Origin of the sequence: Klebsiella sp. Ech2A (assembly GCF_030078455.1) — a bacterium.
Lineage (GTDB): Bacteria > Pseudomonadota > Gammaproteobacteria > Enterobacterales > Enterobacteriaceae > Klebsiella > Klebsiella terrigena.
Genome location: NZ_JAQGFU010000111.1, coordinates 1 through 14,654, shown reverse-complemented (window position 1 = coordinate 14,654; position 14,654 = coordinate 1). Strand labels below are relative to the sequence as shown.

The window sequence follows — 14,654 nt, the reverse complement described above, 5'->3', positions numbered from 1 at the left end:
TGCGTGGCGCTGGCCGAGAAGCTTAACGAGCTGGCGCCGGTCCGGGGTCCGGCCAAAACCGCCTTCTTCTCTACCGGCGCCGAAGCGGTAGAAAACGCGATTAAAATTGCCCGCGCCCATACCGGACGCCCCGGCGTTATCGCCTTTGGCGGCGGCTTCCACGGCCGCACCTACATGACGATGGCCCTGACCGGTAAAGTGGCCCCCTATAAGCTGGGCTTCGGGCCGTTCCCCGGCTCCGTCTACCACGTCCCCTATCCGTCGGCCCTGCACGGCATCACCACCCAGGACGCGCTGACCGCCATCGAGCGCCTGTTTAAGGCCGATATTGAAGCCAGGCAGGTGGCGGCGATTATTTTTGAACCGGTACAGGGCGAAGGCGGCTTTAACGTCGCGCCGAAAGAGCTGGTCGCCGCCGTGCGCCGCCTGTGCGACGAGCACGGCATCGTGATGATCGCCGATGAGGTGCAGAGCGGCTTCGCTCGCACCGGTAAGCTGTTCGCCATGGATCGCTATGCCGATAAGCCGGACCTGATGACCATGGCCAAGAGCCTGGCAGGCGGCATGCCGCTCTCCGGGGTGGTCGGCAACGCGCAGATTATGGACGCCCCGGCGCCGGGCGGATTAGGCGGCACCTATGCCGGTAACCCGCTGGCGGTGGCCGCCGCCCACGCGGTGCTTAACATCATTGATAAAGAGGGGCTGTGCGCCCGCGCCACCGCCCTCGGCGAGCGTCTGACTGCAACGCTGGAAGAGGCAAAGGCCTGGTGCCCGGGGCTGGCGGAGGTTCGCGGCGTGGGTTCGATGATTGCCGCCGAGTTCGTTGACCCGGCGAGCGGCGAGCCTTCGCCGGCGCTGGCGCAGGCAATCCAGCGCCGGGCGCTGGAGCAGGGCCTGCTGCTGCTGACCTGCGGCCAGTACGGCAACGTGATCCGCTTCCTCTATCCGCTGACCATCCCGGACGCGCAGTTCGCCAGCGCGCTGGCTATTTTGCAAAACGTGACTCGCTCGTAGCGCCTTCGGCCGGCGGCCTGCGCCGCCGGCTATTTCACCTCGTCGCTGACGATGCGCTGCTGCGGATCTTGCTGGGGATAGTGCTGCTGAAAATAGTGGCGCAAAAACTCCACGGTAGCGCGAATTTTAGCTGAGGTCGCCAGCCGCGACACGTATACCGCCCAGACGTTGGCGGGCTGGTAATAGTCCGGCAGCAGGTGAACCAGATGGCCGCTGGCGATATTTTCATTCACATCCCACCAGGAGCGTAAAGCGATCCCCTGCCCGTCAAGGCACCACTGATGCACAATTTCGCCGTGGTTCGACGACAGCGGACCGGTGACCTTAATCGCCCTTTCCCCCTCTTTACCCTGCAGCTGCCACACGCCGAAGGGCCGATCGCGCTCTTTAATCACCAGGCACGGCAGGGCCGCCAGATCGCTGAGCTGTTTAGGCTGCGGATAGCGCGCCAGAAAGCCCGGCGAGGCGCAGAGAATGCGCTGATTGCTCGCCAGCTTGCGGGCAATCAGATTTGGAGCAATATCGTCCCCCACCCGAATATCTAAATCCACGCCTTCGTTGACCAGATCCACCAGCCGGTCTTCGACATCAAAGCGCAGCTCCAGCTGAGGATACTGTGAGGCCAGCGCCGACAGCGCGGGCGCCACCACCCGTCGGCCAAAGCCAAAGCTGCTGATAATGCGCAGCGTACCCTGTGGGACCTGACGGACGTCGGAGAGCTCGTCCATCATCTGATCGACATCCTGCAAAATGCGCTGCGCCCATTCGTAGATGCGCTCACCCTCCTCGGTGATGGTGACCCGCCGCGTGGTGCGATGCAAAAGCACTACGTTCAGGGCCTGCTCAAGCAGGGAAATCCGCTTGCTGACATAGGCCGGTGAGACCCCCAGCTCTTCGGCGGCGGCGGCAAAACCGGCGCGGCGGGCAACCAGCATAAACACGCGTAAATCATTTAGCAGCGGCAGATTATTCATGATCTGTGTTTTATGTTTCACCAGTTAGCGTGATTAATTATGAACCAGTCAATTATAGGATAGAGGGGAAGTCAATTTAGCAGGCCAACAAATGAGAACCCGTATGAAGAAAACCTGGCGCATTGCCGCCATCCCCGGCGACGGTATTGGTAAAGAAGTTCTGCCCGAAGGTATTCGCGTATTGCAGGCCGCGGCCGAACGCTGGGATCTGGCGCTAAGCTTTGAGCAGATTGAGTGGGCGAGCTGCGAATATTATGCCCGGCACGGCAAAATGATGCCGGACGACTGGCATGCTCAGCTCAAAGCGTTCGATGCCATCTATTTCGGCGCCGTCGGCTGGCCCGATACCGTACCGGATCACGTCTCCCTGTGGGGGTCGCTGCTGAAGTTTCGCCGCGAGTTCGATCAGTACGTCAACCTGCGCCCGGTGCGCCTGTTCCCCGGCGTGCCCTGCCCGCTGGTGGGGAAAAAGGCCGGTGATATCGACTTCTACGTGGTGCGTGAAAATACCGAAGGCGAGTATTCCTGCCTCGGCGGGCGCGTGAATCCGGGCACCGAGCACGAAGTGGTGATTCAGGAGTCGGTGTTCACCCGCCGCGGCGTCGACCGCATCCTGCGCTACGCGTTTGAGCTGGCGCAAAGTCGTCCGCGTAAAACCCTCACCTCGGCGACCAAGTCCAACGGTCTGGCCATCAGCATGCCTTACTGGGACGAGCGGGTTGAGGCGATGGCGCAGGGCTACCCGGAGATCCGCTGGGACAAGCAGCATATCGATATCCTCTGCGCCCGCTTCGTGCTGCAGCCCGAGCGCTTTGACGTGGTGGTGGCCTCGAACCTGTTCGGCGATATTCTCTCCGATCTCGGCCCGGCCTGTACCGGCACCATCGGTATCGCGCCTTCGGCAAACCTCAACCCGGAGCGCACCTTCCCGTCGCTGTTTGAACCGGTCCACGGCTCGGCGCCGGATATTTACGGTAAAAATATCGCCAACCCGATAGCGACTATCTGGGCCGGGGCGATGATGCTTGATTTCCTCGGCGCCGGCGACGCGCGCTACCAGGCGGCGCATAACGGCATTCTGGCGGCCATGGAGCAGGTGATTGCCAGCGGGCCAAAAACGCCGGATATGCGGGGCACGGCCTCAACTCAGCAGGTCAGCGAGGCGATCTGTCAGGCCATTCTGCGCTGAGGGCCGCAGATCGAATAGATGCCGCGTCGCCAACGCGGCCTGACTCTCGAAGAGGCCGGGCTCTGGTATCTGCTTTTTTCCGCTCCCTACTCAGGTCCGCAGAGCCCGTAGCGGTTTACAGTTCGAGTTCGCGGTGTAGCAGGTCAGCAATAGCTTCGCTGCTCTGCGCCGTGACCAGCGAGTTTCTGAACGCTTCATGCATAATGCGCCGCGCCAGACGGGAGAAAATTCGCATATGCTGGTCGCCGGCGGCGTGCTTATTCAGCGTCAGCATAATGACAAACTGCACCTCGTCCTCTCCCCACGCCACCGGCTCAGCCAGCCGGGCAACGCTGATGGTGGATTGTTCGATATGTTCCGATTTGCTGTGCGGAATGGCGAAACTGAAGCCCAGCCCGGTGGAGAACACCGCCTCCCGCGCCCAGAGATCGGCCTCCAGCTTGCGCGGATACCGGCAGCGGCCCGCCAGCAGAAGGTTGTCAGTCATGCCTTTGATCACCTCCTCTTTGCTGCGCCAGTCGCTGTTCAGGGTGATGCACTGGCTGGCGATCAGCGGGGCGTCCTGCTGGGTCATACGGAACTGGGCCAGCAGATGTTCCACCTCCAGCGAGGTTCGGCACCGCATCGCCTGGTTCAGCAACTGGCGACACGCCCGGCTGTCGAGCTGCGCCAGGCGCGATTTCGCCGCCGGAATTGACGGCGAGCTCATGCTCAGCTCATCCACTCCGAGGCCGACCAGCAGCGGCAAAACGGAGCCCTTCGCGCCCAGCTCGCCGCAAAGACCGATCCACTTACCCTGGCGATGCACGGCCTGAACCGCGTAGTCCAGGGCGCGTAAAAAAGCGGGGTTGAGGCTGTTATAGTGGCGCGTCACTTTCGCGTTATCGCGGTCTACCGCCAGCAAATATTGCGTCAGGTCATTACTCCCGATACTAAAGAAATCGACCTCTTCGCAGCACTGATCGATGATAAACATCACCGACGGCACCTCCAGCATGATGCCGAGCGGGATCTTCTCATCAAACGGGATATGCTCGTCGCGCAGCGATTGCCTGGCCTCCGCCAGCCGATCTTTCACCCATAGAATCTCCTCCATCGACGAAATCATCGGGATCATGATTTTCAGCGAACCGTGCGCGGAGGCGCGCAGAATGGCCCTGAGCTGAGTATGGAACAGCGCCTGATACTCTTCATAAATCCGCACCGCACGGTAGCCGAGGAACGGATTATTTTCGGCCGGAATATTCAGATAGGGCACCGGCTTATCGCCGCCGATATCCATCGTGCGGATGATAATGCTGCGCCCACCGGCCGGCTCCAGCGCCTGGCAGAAAATATTGTAGAGCTCGGACTCGGACGGCGCGCCGGGCCTATCCATATACAGCATTTCGGTGCGGAACAAACCTACCGACTGCGCCCCGTTGTTGAACGCCGCAGCGGCTTCAACGGAGTGGGCGATATTTGCCGCCACCTCCAGACGCAGGCCGTCTTTGGTCTGCCCTTCCTTATCCAGCCACGCCTGCTGCTGGCTATGCACCTGCGCCTGAACCCAGGCCTCCTGCTGATAATAGCGCGCCACCGCCTCATCGGGATTGACCACCACCAGCCCGGCGTTGCCGTCAATATGCACCGCCTGGCCGACCCAGGGGAGCAGCGCGTCCATATCGACGCCAACCAGCGTAGGAATATTAAACGAGCGCGCCAAAATCACGGTATGCGAGGTGGTCCCGCCGCTGCGCAGCAGCAGGCCTTTGAGCAGGGTCTTGTCCAGTTCAAGAAACTGGCCGGGCGTTAGCTCTTCTGCCAGACATACAGACGGCGCGTTCAGCTGACCCGGCGCCGAAAAACGGGCCTCGCCGTAGATATGCTGCAGCAGCTGAAAGCAGATATCGCGGACGTCGAGCACCCGTTCCTGCAGGTAGCTATTCGCGGATTCGCTAAACCGGGAGCAGAAGTGCTCCCCGCTGGCGACAACCGCCTGCGCGCAGCTCAATCCACCAAGCAGCCCGTCGAGCAGATGCTGGCGCAAGGACGCATCGGTTGCCAGAGAACGATGCGCTTCAAGGATGGCGCCGGCGGTACCGTCGTTGTCCAGCAGGCGGAATTCGATATTTCTGACCAGGAGCAGCAATCCCTTATCCAGCAGCGCCTGCTCCTCTTCGATACTGCCGGCAGCGGGCAGCGGCCCGAGGTCGCTAAGCTCAAGGGACTTCAGATGGCTGAGCCGGCCTCCCGCGCTCCCGCCACAGACGGGCTGGCCGCGAAATAGCGTCGGGTTCAGGCGGGAAAGCGACTCAGGAACCGGCTGCACGTCCATGCGGTTTACCCTTGCCAGCGGCGCATCGCAGTGCGGAAACTCCTCTACAATAAACGCCGACAGCGCGGCAAGCGCCTGCTGCTCGTCATCGCCGCTGATGATTAGCTGACACTCATCCCCCTTAATCGTATCGGTACCGATGATGGCCAGCGCGCTTTTCGCATTCCCGCGCCTTCCGCTGCGCGTATTCAGCCAGTCAACGGTGGACGAAAAGGTATTACAGCGCGTTTCGACCAGACTGGCCGGGCGGGCGTGAACGCCATTCGACAAATCGCATATGAATTTAATGACCTGAGCCATCGCCTCTCTCCTGAGCAATACGTTAGTTACCCAAAAGGTAAAGAAAGAACCCCGACGGCACTACGAGAAATAACTCTTAATTACTGGACTATTGTACACAGCATTCTTTTTCATGCCCGCGGTCACAAATGCGGCGTTTAAATTGCCGTCATACCCGCCAGCGCTAAGATTTGAGGTGGATCGCAATTTTATTCTCACCTTACAAATATCCAGTAAATGCACTTTTTCTCTTCTATTTTCTGTACCGCCATTTTCCTACTGTTGAGGCATCAATACCGTCACGAGCGAAGAGCACGCTCAGGAGCAAGCAATGAACGAACTGGTGCAAATACTAAAAAATACACGCCAGCATCTCATGACCGGCGTTTCACATATGATCCCCTTCGTAGTCTCCGGCGGCATCCTGCTCGCCATCTCCGTGATGCTGTACGGCAAGGGCGCGGTCCCGGACGTCGCCACCGATCCGAATCTGAAAAAGCTGTTTGATATTGGCGTCGCCGGTTTAACGCTGATGGTGCCCTTTCTGGCGGCCTATATCGGCTACTCCATTGCGGACCGCGCGGCGCTGGCGCCCTGCGCCATCGGCGCGTGGGTCGGCAACAGCTTTGGCGCCGGCTTCTTTGGCGCGCTGATCGCCGGGATGATCGGCGGTCTGGTGGTCTATTACCTCAAGAAGATCCCGGTCCACAAGGTGCTGCGCTCGGTGATGCCAATATTTGTCATCCCGATCGTCGGCACCTTTATAACCGCCGGGATCATGATGTGGGGTTTAGGCGAGCCGGTCGGCGCGCTGACCGCTAGCCTGACCGGATGGCTGCAGGGCATGCGCGAGGGCAGTATTGTCCTGCTCGCGATCATCATGGGCCTGATGCTGGCCTTCGACATGGGCGGCCCGGTGAATAAGGTGGCTTACGCCTTTATGTTGATTTGCGTCTCCCAGGGCATTTACAGCGTCGTGGCCATCGCCGCCGTCGGTATCGCCGTTCCGCCGCTGGGCATGGGGCTGGCAACGCTTGTCGGCCGCAAATATTTCAGCGCCGAAGAGCGTGAAACCGGCAAAGCCGCGCTGGTAATGGGTTGCGTAGGCGTCTCCGAAGGCGCCATCCCCTTTGCCGCCGCCGACCCGCTGCGGGTGATCCCCTCAATTATGATTGGCGCCGCCAGCGGCTGCGTTACCACCGCCCTGCTCGGCGCACAGTGCTATGCCGGCTGGGGCGGGCTAATCGTACTGCCGGTCGTGCAGGGTAAGGGCGGATTTATCGCTGGCCTGCTGGTCGGCGCATGCGTCACCGCCGCCTGCGTCATCACTCTTAAGGCGCTGACAAAAAAGAAAACGCCGGCCGCTAAAGCCGATGACGAGCTGGATCTTGATTTCGAAATTAACTGAGAAGCAGAGAGGATAAGTCTATGACCCACATTATTGCCGTCACAGCCTGCCCGTCGGGAGTCGCGCATACCTATATGGCCGCCGAATCGCTGGAAGGCGCCGCCAAAGCTAAAGGCTGGCAGATCAAAGTCGAGACCCAGGGCTCTATCGGGATCGAAAACGAACTGACGGCGGAGGATGTCGCCCGCGCCGATATCGTGATCCTGACCAGGGATATCGGCATCAAGTTTGAAGAGCGTTTTTCCGCTAAAACCATCGTCCGCGTCAATATCAGCGATGCGGTGAAACGCGCGGAGGCCATCATGCAAAAAATCGACGGCCATCTTGCACAGAAAGCCTGAACAGAGCGGAGCGCCCTGGCGCTCCGCCGGACTAACATGGAGTTTGTCATGACGAATCGTACTGAACGCTTAAAAGAGAGTTTGTTCGCCCAGCCGCGGGAGATCTCGCTTGAGCGGGCGCTGCTGTATACCGCAAGCCACAAACAAACGGCGGGTGAGCCGGTGCTATTACGCCGGGCGAAAGCCACCGCGTGGATCCTTGATCGTGTGCAGATCTCGATTCGTGAGGATGAACTCATTGCCGGCAACCGCACGGTCAAGCCGCGGGCCGGAATAGTCTCCCCGGAAATGGACCCTTACTGGTTACTGAACGAACTGGACGGTTTCGCCACTCGCCCCCAGGATCGTTTTGCCATCAGCGAAGAAGATAAACGTATTTACCGCGAAGCGCTGTTCCCTTACTGGGAAAAGCGCTCGATGAAAGACTTTATTAACGCCCGCATGACCGATGAGGTTAAAGCGGCCGTCAGCACCCAGATTTTCAGCGTCAACCAGACCGACAAGGGCCAGGGGCATATCATTATCGACTACCCCCGACTGCTCAATAATGGCCTCGCGGCCCTGGTTGCAGAACTACGGACGGCGGCCGAGGGCGCGCCCCACAACCACTTCTATCAGGCGGCGCTGATTCTGCTGGAAGCCTCGCAGCGGCACATTCTGCGCTATGCGCTGCTGGCCGAGGAGATGGCTGCCGCCTGCAGCGACGCCAGGCGGCGTCAGGAGCTCGCCGCCATCGCCGCGATCTCCCGGCATAACGCGCTTCATCGCCCGGAGGATTTCTACCAGGCCTGTCAGCTGTTCTGGTATATGAATATTATTTTGCAGTATGAGTCTAACGCCAGCTCCCTCTCGCTGGGGCGCTTCGACCAGTACATGCTGCCGTTCTATCAGACATCGTTAAATCGGGGCCAGGATCCGGCTTTCCTGCAGGAGCTGCTGGAGTCATTGTGGGTCAAGTGCAACGATATTGTCCTGCTGCGTTCGTCAAGCAGCGCTCGCTACTTTGCCGGCTTCCCAACCGGCTACACCGCATTGCTCGGCGGACTAAGCGAAACCGGGCGCAGCGCGGTGAACATCCTCTCGTTTCTGGCTCTGGATGCGTATCAGCAAGTCCGGCTACCGCAGCCTAACCTTGGCGTTCGCGTCAATGAGCTGATCGACCGTCCGTTCCTGCGTAAGACCGCGGAAACGATCCGCTTTGGGACAGGTATCCCGCAGGTCTTTAATGATGAAGTCGTGATTCCGGCGTTTCTGAATCGCGGGGTATCGCTCGAGGATGCTCGCGACTACGCCGTCGTCGGCTGCGTTGAGCTGTCGATCCCCGGGCGGACTTACGGACTGCACGATATTGCGATGTTTAACCTGCTCAAGGTTATGGAGATCGTAATCCTGGAGAATGAAGGCAATCCTGACGTGAGCTGGAACGGGCTGCTCAACCAAATCCGCGAAAAAATTCGCCACTACATCAAGCTGATGATTAACGGCAGCAATATTTGCGATATCGGCCATCGCGACCAGGCGCCGGTTCCCCTGCTCTCCTCTTTTATTCTGGACTGTATTGAACGCGGTAAAGATATCACCGAGGGCGGAGCGCGCTATAACTTCTCCGGCGTGCAGGGCATTGGTATCGCCAACCTCAGCGACTCGCTGCATGCGCTCAAGGGAATGGTGTTCGAGCAGCAGCGAATGAGTTTTGATGATCTCATTCAGGTGCTTAAGGCCAACTTCAAAACTCCGGAAGGGGAAAAAATCCGCGCGCGGCTGATTAACCGTTTCGAAAAATATGGCAATGATATCGATGAAGTCGACAATATCAGCGCCGATTTGCTGCGTTTTTACTGTAAAGAAGTCGAGCAACATCTCAATCCGCGCGGCGGACATTTCACGCCGGGTTCCTACACCGTCTCAGCGCATGTGCCCCTGGGGTCAGTAGTCGGCGCAACGCCCGACGGTCGTTTGGCCGGCGATCAGCTAGCCGACGGCGGACTCTCACCCATGGTCGGCCAGGACTCTCAAGGGCCGACGGCGGTACTGAAATCCGTCAGCAAGCTGGATAACTATCTTTTATCCAACGGTACGCTGCTTAACGTGAAGTTTACGCCGGCTACCCTTGCCGGCGACGGCGGTCTCAACAAGCTGGCTGACTTTTTGCAGGCATTCAGCAAGCTCAAGCTTCAGCATATCCAGTTCAACGTGGTCAATGCCGATACCCTGCGCGAAGCGCAGCAGCGTCCCCAGGATTTTGCCGGTTTGGTGGTACGCGTCGCCGGTTACAGCGCCTTCTTTGTCGAGCTATCAAAGGAGATTCAGGATGACATTATCCACCGCACCGCGCATCAGCTGTGAGGTTCTGGAGACGCGCGCCGATCGGGCGCGCATTTTTAATATCCAGCGCTACTCGCTGAACGATGGCCTGGGGATCAGGACGGTGGTCTTTTTTAAAGGCTGCCCGCACCTCTGTCCGTGGTGCGCTAACCCGGAATCTATCTCAGCTAAAATAGAGACCGTACGCCGGGAGAGCAAATGCCTGCGCTGTACGCGCTGCCAGCAGGATGTCGAAGAGTGCCCCTCCGGCGCATGGGAGCAAATCGGCCGCGACGTCACGCTGAATGATTTAGTTAAGGAAGTCCTCAAGGATGACGTTTTCTTTCGCGCCTCCGGCGGCGGCGTCACCCTGTCAGGCGGCGAAGTATTAATGCAGGCGGGGTTTGCAACCCGCTTCCTGCAAACCTTACGCCAGCTGGGAATACGCACGGCAATTGAAACGGCAGGCGATGCGGCATTCAGCCGCTTTTACCCGCTCGCCAGACAGTGCAATGAGGTGCTGTTCGATCTGAAAATCATGGATATTGAACAAGCGCAGACTCTACTGCGGATCGATGTACCGCGGGTGTTAGATAATTTCAGCAGGCTGGTGGACAAGCATATTCAGGTTATTCCCAGGGTCCCGCTCATTCCCGGGTACACGCTTAGCGAAGAGAATTTCCGGCAAATCCTGGCGTTTCTGGCACCCTTTAAGCTTCCTGAAATCCATCTTCTCCCGTTCCATCAATATGGCGAGCCTAAATACGCGCTGCTCGGCAGGGAGTGGTCGATGGCGAAAATTAAGGCCCCGGACGCGTCACAGATTGAGCCATTCAGGATTATGGCTGAGAAAGCGGGTTTTCACGTCACCATCGGCGGCTAGCGCCCGGAGGAGAATATGGAACTGAATATCGTAGCGGTGACCGCCTGCGTCAGCGGCGTGGCGCATACCTATATGGCGGCGGAACGTTTGGTAAAAGTCGCGCACCATGAAAAATGGCATATGAAAATTGAAACCCAGGGCGCATTAGGCGTTGAGAATAAGATCACCCCTGACGATATTACCCGTGCTGACGTGGTGCTGCTGGTAACAGATATTGAAATTGACGATGCGCAACGGTTTATCGGCGTACGAACCATTAAAACCAGCATCAAAACTTTTTTACTTCAGCCGCAGCAGGTTATTGAGGCGGTGAAGTGCATCATGAAAAAACCGGTCGTCTATCTGGACATTCCCTGACCTTCTCTTCAGCAAAGGGCGGATCCCCTGAATCCGCCCTTATTGCGCCGGCCTACTTCACATCAAGCAACCATTTTTGCGCCGGCGTGAGACGACTTGCCGTTTCGGGCCGGAGCCAGCGCTGCTGGTCCTGCTGCGGCGTATCCTGTCTGTCAATATAGAGGCCGTGCAGCACGCGCCTTCTGCTGCCGATGTTATTACAGGTGCCGCCATGCCAGGTATGGGCGTTATAAATCATCACGCTTCCCGCTGGCGCGGCAAACACCACCTCGTCAGGATGCGGCAGCTCGGGGTCCTCCAGCACCTCCTCCGGCAGTTCCGGCCGCAGATGAGTGCCGGGAATAATGCGTGGTGCGCCATTTTCGGCGCTTAAATCGTCAATAGCCCAAATCGTATTGACCAGATGCACTTTCGGAAAATCCGGCCGCGGCTTTTTCCAGTCGGCATGCAGCGGCTGGCTGCCGCCGTTGAGCAACGCTTCCCGCGCGTTGAGGCTGGAAACCTTAAAATCGCCCTGAAAAATATAGCGACAGGCGGAGAGGATCAGCGGATGAGACCAGACTTTCTCCCAAATCACCCCCTTGTTAATCAGGTTGGCAATACGGGTCGCGGTGGCTTCCTGATGGTGTTCGATGGCGAGATTATCCCCCTCTTTCTCAACAATCTCGTCGATAAGGTCCCGCATTGCTTCCAGCCATTGCGGGTCGGCGACGCGATGCACCACGGTGTAGCCGAGGGTATTCAGCTCCTCTTTCATCTTTTCGTTAAGCGCAATATTGGCGCCAAGCGCATCCAGATATACGGCAGACTGATGTTCCATATTTATTTCCTTTAACCTTTCGATAACACGAAATAAACTTTAAACGCCGGCCTGCGGAAATACATGAGGCTAATCCTACGAAAAACTGGATATCCGTACGCGGGAGAGCAAACTGTGATTGCCATCAAAATCTCCGCATCTGCTACCGCCCGCGATGAAGTCGGCGGATCCAATAGCGTCATTAATTTATAAAATAATTTATAATCAAAAGGATAATAGCTATCTTTCGGGGTCTAGAGGATGATTGCGGATCTGCCTGAAATTCTACATCGCCTGGTCAATCAGCAGGATACGCTGCAGGTCAGATTCCCGGAGCCGGACGTATCGGTCCCCGATCTGGCCTATAAAGTGCCCTTCCCTCGGCTGGAAATTGTCCTCGATGGCGAGCTTAAAGAGCGCGGTTTGCCGCTGTCTGATAGCCAGCTAACGCTATCGCAGGTGCTGTACGTGCAGGCAGGTAAATGGACGCTACCGGAGTGGACCGGCCCGGCTTCTACGCTGAGTATCCTGTTCGGTAGGCAAAAGCTGGGATTCTGCATCCAGCGCTGGGATGGCAAGCAGCTGCACACGGAGAAGCAGAACGTCGCCCGACTGGGGCCTCGCGTCGGATCGTATCTGCTGTTGGCGCTGAATGAGATCTGCCTTCAGCCGGACCCGGTCACCGCCAGGCTGGTGGTGTCTGCACTATTAAACCATTGTCTTGAGCAGCTCGTCGGCCTTGAGATGCAGGTCAGCCGGAGCCGCGATCTGTTTTTGGCCGTCCAGGATTTTCTGGAGGACAATCTCAGCCAGCCCTTAACCCGGGAGTCGGTGGCGAAACGTTTCCATATTACCCCCAACTACCTCTCGCATATATTCCAGAAATCGGGCTCCGTTGGGTTCAACGAATACCTGACCAGCGTCCGGCTGGAAAAGGCCAAAAAGCTGCTGCGCGGCTATGATTTAAAGGTCAAAGAGATCGCCCATAACTGCGGCTTCGTTGACAGCAACTATTTTTGCCGGGTCTTTAAACGCTACACCGAGCGCTCTCCTTCAGAATATCGTCGCCACTGCCGCAGCGCGCAGCAGGCGTAATTTCCGCGTCAGGCTGCGGCCCACTCCACCCGGCCGCGGCCGCTGTTTTTCGCCTTATAGAGCGCTTCATCCACTTTCTTGATAAACGCATCCTGCGGCTCATCGCGCCCGCGCATGCCGACGCCAATGCTCACCGACAGCGGATAGTCGCTATTAATCAGAATGGTGCGGACGTTCTCCAGAATCGACTGCGCCAGGCTGCGCACCTCTTCAGGCGACATCCCGTCAACGATAATGGCGAACTCTTCGCCGCCAATCCTCGCCGGCTGTATTTTATCGCTGGTTAATTTTGCCAGCTGCTTGCCGAGCGCAAACAGCACCTCATCGCCCATCAGGTGGCCGTAGGTGTCATTTATTTTCTTGAAGAAGTCGATATCGAGAATCATCAGCGCCAGCTGGTGGCCCTGCTTTTCGCGAATGGTATCGATAAAAAAGCGCCGGTTGGGCAGCTGGGTTAACTCATCCTTCAGCGATTGCGAGCGCGCGTCGACGTAGAGGATGTTAATGCGATCGATAATTTTGTAGATCCCGATAGTGGTCAGCAGCATGCCGGACAGGCGCAGCAGATCTTCGCAATAGTAGCCCATCCATCGCGGCTGGACGAAAATCTCATCCATTAAATCGAAGGTGCCGCCGGCGATCCACAGCAGCAGCCCGTAGCGTACCCAGTTTACCGCCACGTGGCTCATTCTGACTTTTGCCGAATTCCACAGCATAAATACCAGAAACAGCAGGGCCAGCAGATCGATATAGAGTCCGGAGTTGGTCAATATCACGTTCCAGGGGCCTAAGGGTGTTGAGATGAAAATACAGAGCGCCGATACGGCGATAATCACCAATAGCGCGGGCAGCAGGTTGGCCCGGGAAGCGGCCAGCGGGGCCCTGGGAGGCAAATGTTTTTGTAAATCAGGCATTGGCATGTCTCTCAAACAACGTTGTCTCTCTCAAAACGCAGCATAGCAGCCCGATGAGATTCGGCACATCAAAAACCCGCACTGCGGCAGCGTAAATCAGGGGCACTAAGGGGGTATCAACGGTGGAGGAAGAGAGTGGACTGACCCCGCGGAATTTTTCCAACTGACTACCAATCCATGGCGACGAGGTCAGTGCCGCGGATGGTATAGCGATCGCCTGCGGCATTTTTAGCATTTAGTGCTAATTTCTTTACAAATAACCCCAACTTTCTCCTGTCGAAGCGCCGGGAGAACCTCAGGTCATATCGCTCAGCGCCAGGGTAGCCTGGCTAAACGCGGCGATCGCCAGGGCAACGTCCGCCGCCGTCACCGACTCCGCCGGATGATGGCTGACGCCGCCTTTGCAGCGGACAAACAGCATGCCTACCGGCCAGCGTTCGGCCATCGCGATGGCGTCGTGTCCGGCGCCGCTCGGCAGCGACAGGGAGCGATCCTGCACCCGGCACACGGCCGTACTTAGCACCTGCTGCAGTCGCTCATCGCAGGCGGTGGCCGCAATCCGGTAGAACTCCTCGCAGCCGAACTGCAGGCCGCGGCGGGCGGCAACCTTGCGCGCATCCTCGAGCAGCGCATTCAGCAGCGCCTCCAGCGGTTCTTCGTGCGGGCCGCGAATATCAAGGCTCAGCGTGACCTCGCCGGGGATCACGTTAACCGCCCCCGGCGCGCAGTGCAGGGTGCCCACCGTCGCCACGAGGTTGCCCCCCTGCTGGCGGGTACGGC

The 14,654-nt window shown here is 58.3% G+C and carries 13 protein-coding genes; 8 read left to right on the top strand and 5 right to left on the bottom strand.

Annotated features, from left to right (window positions below; all coding sequences use genetic code 11):
* Nucleotides 1–1,014: 4-aminobutyrate--2-oxoglutarate transaminase (gene gabT / locus PFH44_RS18050; protein WP_283825729.1), on the top strand; the 1,014-nt coding region annotated here is incomplete at its 5' end.
* Between the two features lie 29 nt (nucleotides 1,015–1,043).
* Here gabT and PFH44_RS18045 read toward each other — a convergent pair.
* Nucleotides 1,044–2,009, bottom strand: a complete 966-nt coding sequence (locus PFH44_RS18045) for a LysR substrate-binding domain-containing protein (protein WP_283825728.1) — start codon at nucleotides 2,007–2,009, stop codon at nucleotides 1,044–1,046.
* Nucleotides 2,010–2,091: 82 nt separating this feature from the next.
* On the opposite strand from PFH44_RS18045, the gene PFH44_RS18040 reads away from it, so the two are divergent.
* Complete coding sequence (locus PFH44_RS18040) at nucleotides 2,092–3,177, top strand: tartrate dehydrogenase (protein WP_283825727.1); 1,086 nt, start codon at nucleotides 2,092–2,094, stop codon at nucleotides 3,175–3,177.
* A gap of 115 nt (nucleotides 3,178–3,292) precedes the next feature.
* Here PFH44_RS18040 and ptsP read toward each other — a convergent pair whose 3' ends face one another.
* Nucleotides 3,293–5,794 carry a phosphoenolpyruvate--protein phosphotransferase gene (gene ptsP, locus PFH44_RS18035; protein WP_283825726.1) on the bottom strand — a complete coding sequence of 834 codons (2,502 nt, stop codon included), beginning with the start codon at nucleotides 5,792–5,794 and terminating at the stop codon, nucleotides 3,293–3,295.
* Between the two features lie 310 nt (nucleotides 5,795–6,104).
* Between ptsP and PFH44_RS18030 the strand changes: the two genes are divergently transcribed.
* From PFH44_RS18030 to PFH44_RS18010, 5 genes are read left to right on the top strand one after another with little or no spacing between them, the layout of a single operon-like run.
* Entirely contained in the window at nucleotides 6,105–7,181 is a 1,077-nt protein-coding gene (locus PFH44_RS18030) for a PTS fructose transporter subunit EIIC (protein ID WP_045854773.1), read from the top strand.
* Between the two features lie 20 nt (nucleotides 7,182–7,201).
* Nucleotides 7,202–7,522, top strand: a complete 321-nt coding sequence (locus PFH44_RS18025; RefSeq protein ID WP_045854772.1) for a PTS fructose-like transporter subunit IIB — start codon at nucleotides 7,202–7,204, stop codon at nucleotides 7,520–7,522.
* Between the two features lie 48 nt (nucleotides 7,523–7,570).
* The gene (locus tag PFH44_RS18020) at nucleotides 7,571–9,868 is read left to right on the top strand and encodes a formate C-acetyltransferase (protein WP_283825725.1); all 2,298 of its coding nucleotides are present in this window, start codon (nucleotides 7,571–7,573) and stop codon (nucleotides 9,866–9,868) included.
* The gene (locus PFH44_RS18015; protein ID WP_045854770.1) at nucleotides 9,834–10,709 is read left to right on the top strand and encodes a [formate-C-acetyltransferase]-activating enzyme; all 876 of its coding nucleotides are present in this window, start codon (nucleotides 9,834–9,836) and stop codon (nucleotides 10,707–10,709) included. Before PFH44_RS18020 ends, PFH44_RS18015 begins: the two co-directional genes overlap by 35 nt.
* 15 nt (nucleotides 10,710–10,724) lie before the next feature.
* Complete coding sequence (locus tag PFH44_RS18010) at nucleotides 10,725–11,066, top strand: PTS fructose-like transporter subunit IIB (RefSeq protein WP_045854769.1); 342 nt, start codon at nucleotides 10,725–10,727, stop codon at nucleotides 11,064–11,066.
* Between the two features lie 52 nt (nucleotides 11,067–11,118).
* On the opposite strand, the gene PFH44_RS18005 is transcribed toward PFH44_RS18010, so the two are convergent.
* Nucleotides 11,119–11,886, bottom strand: coding sequence for a phytanoyl-CoA dioxygenase family protein (locus PFH44_RS18005; RefSeq protein ID WP_283825724.1), 768 nt, complete (start codon nucleotides 11,884–11,886; stop codon nucleotides 11,119–11,121).
* Between the two features lie 240 nt (nucleotides 11,887–12,126).
* Here PFH44_RS18005 and PFH44_RS18000 point away from each other — a divergent pair, with 240 nt between their 5' ends.
* Complete coding sequence (locus tag PFH44_RS18000; protein ID WP_045854767.1) at nucleotides 12,127–12,960, top strand: helix-turn-helix transcriptional regulator; 834 nt, start codon at nucleotides 12,127–12,129, stop codon at nucleotides 12,958–12,960.
* An 8-nt stretch (nucleotides 12,961–12,968) separates the two neighbouring features.
* Here the strand turns inward: PFH44_RS18000 and PFH44_RS17995 are convergent, their stop codons facing one another.
* Complete coding sequence (locus PFH44_RS17995) at nucleotides 12,969–13,874, bottom strand: GGDEF domain-containing protein (protein ID WP_045854766.1); 906 nt, start codon at nucleotides 13,872–13,874, stop codon at nucleotides 12,969–12,971.
* A gap of 295 nt (nucleotides 13,875–14,169) precedes the next feature.
* A partial coding sequence (locus tag PFH44_RS17990; protein WP_283825723.1) for a M20/M25/M40 family metallo-hydrolase occupies nucleotides 14,170–14,654 on the bottom strand: 485 nt, incomplete at its 5' end.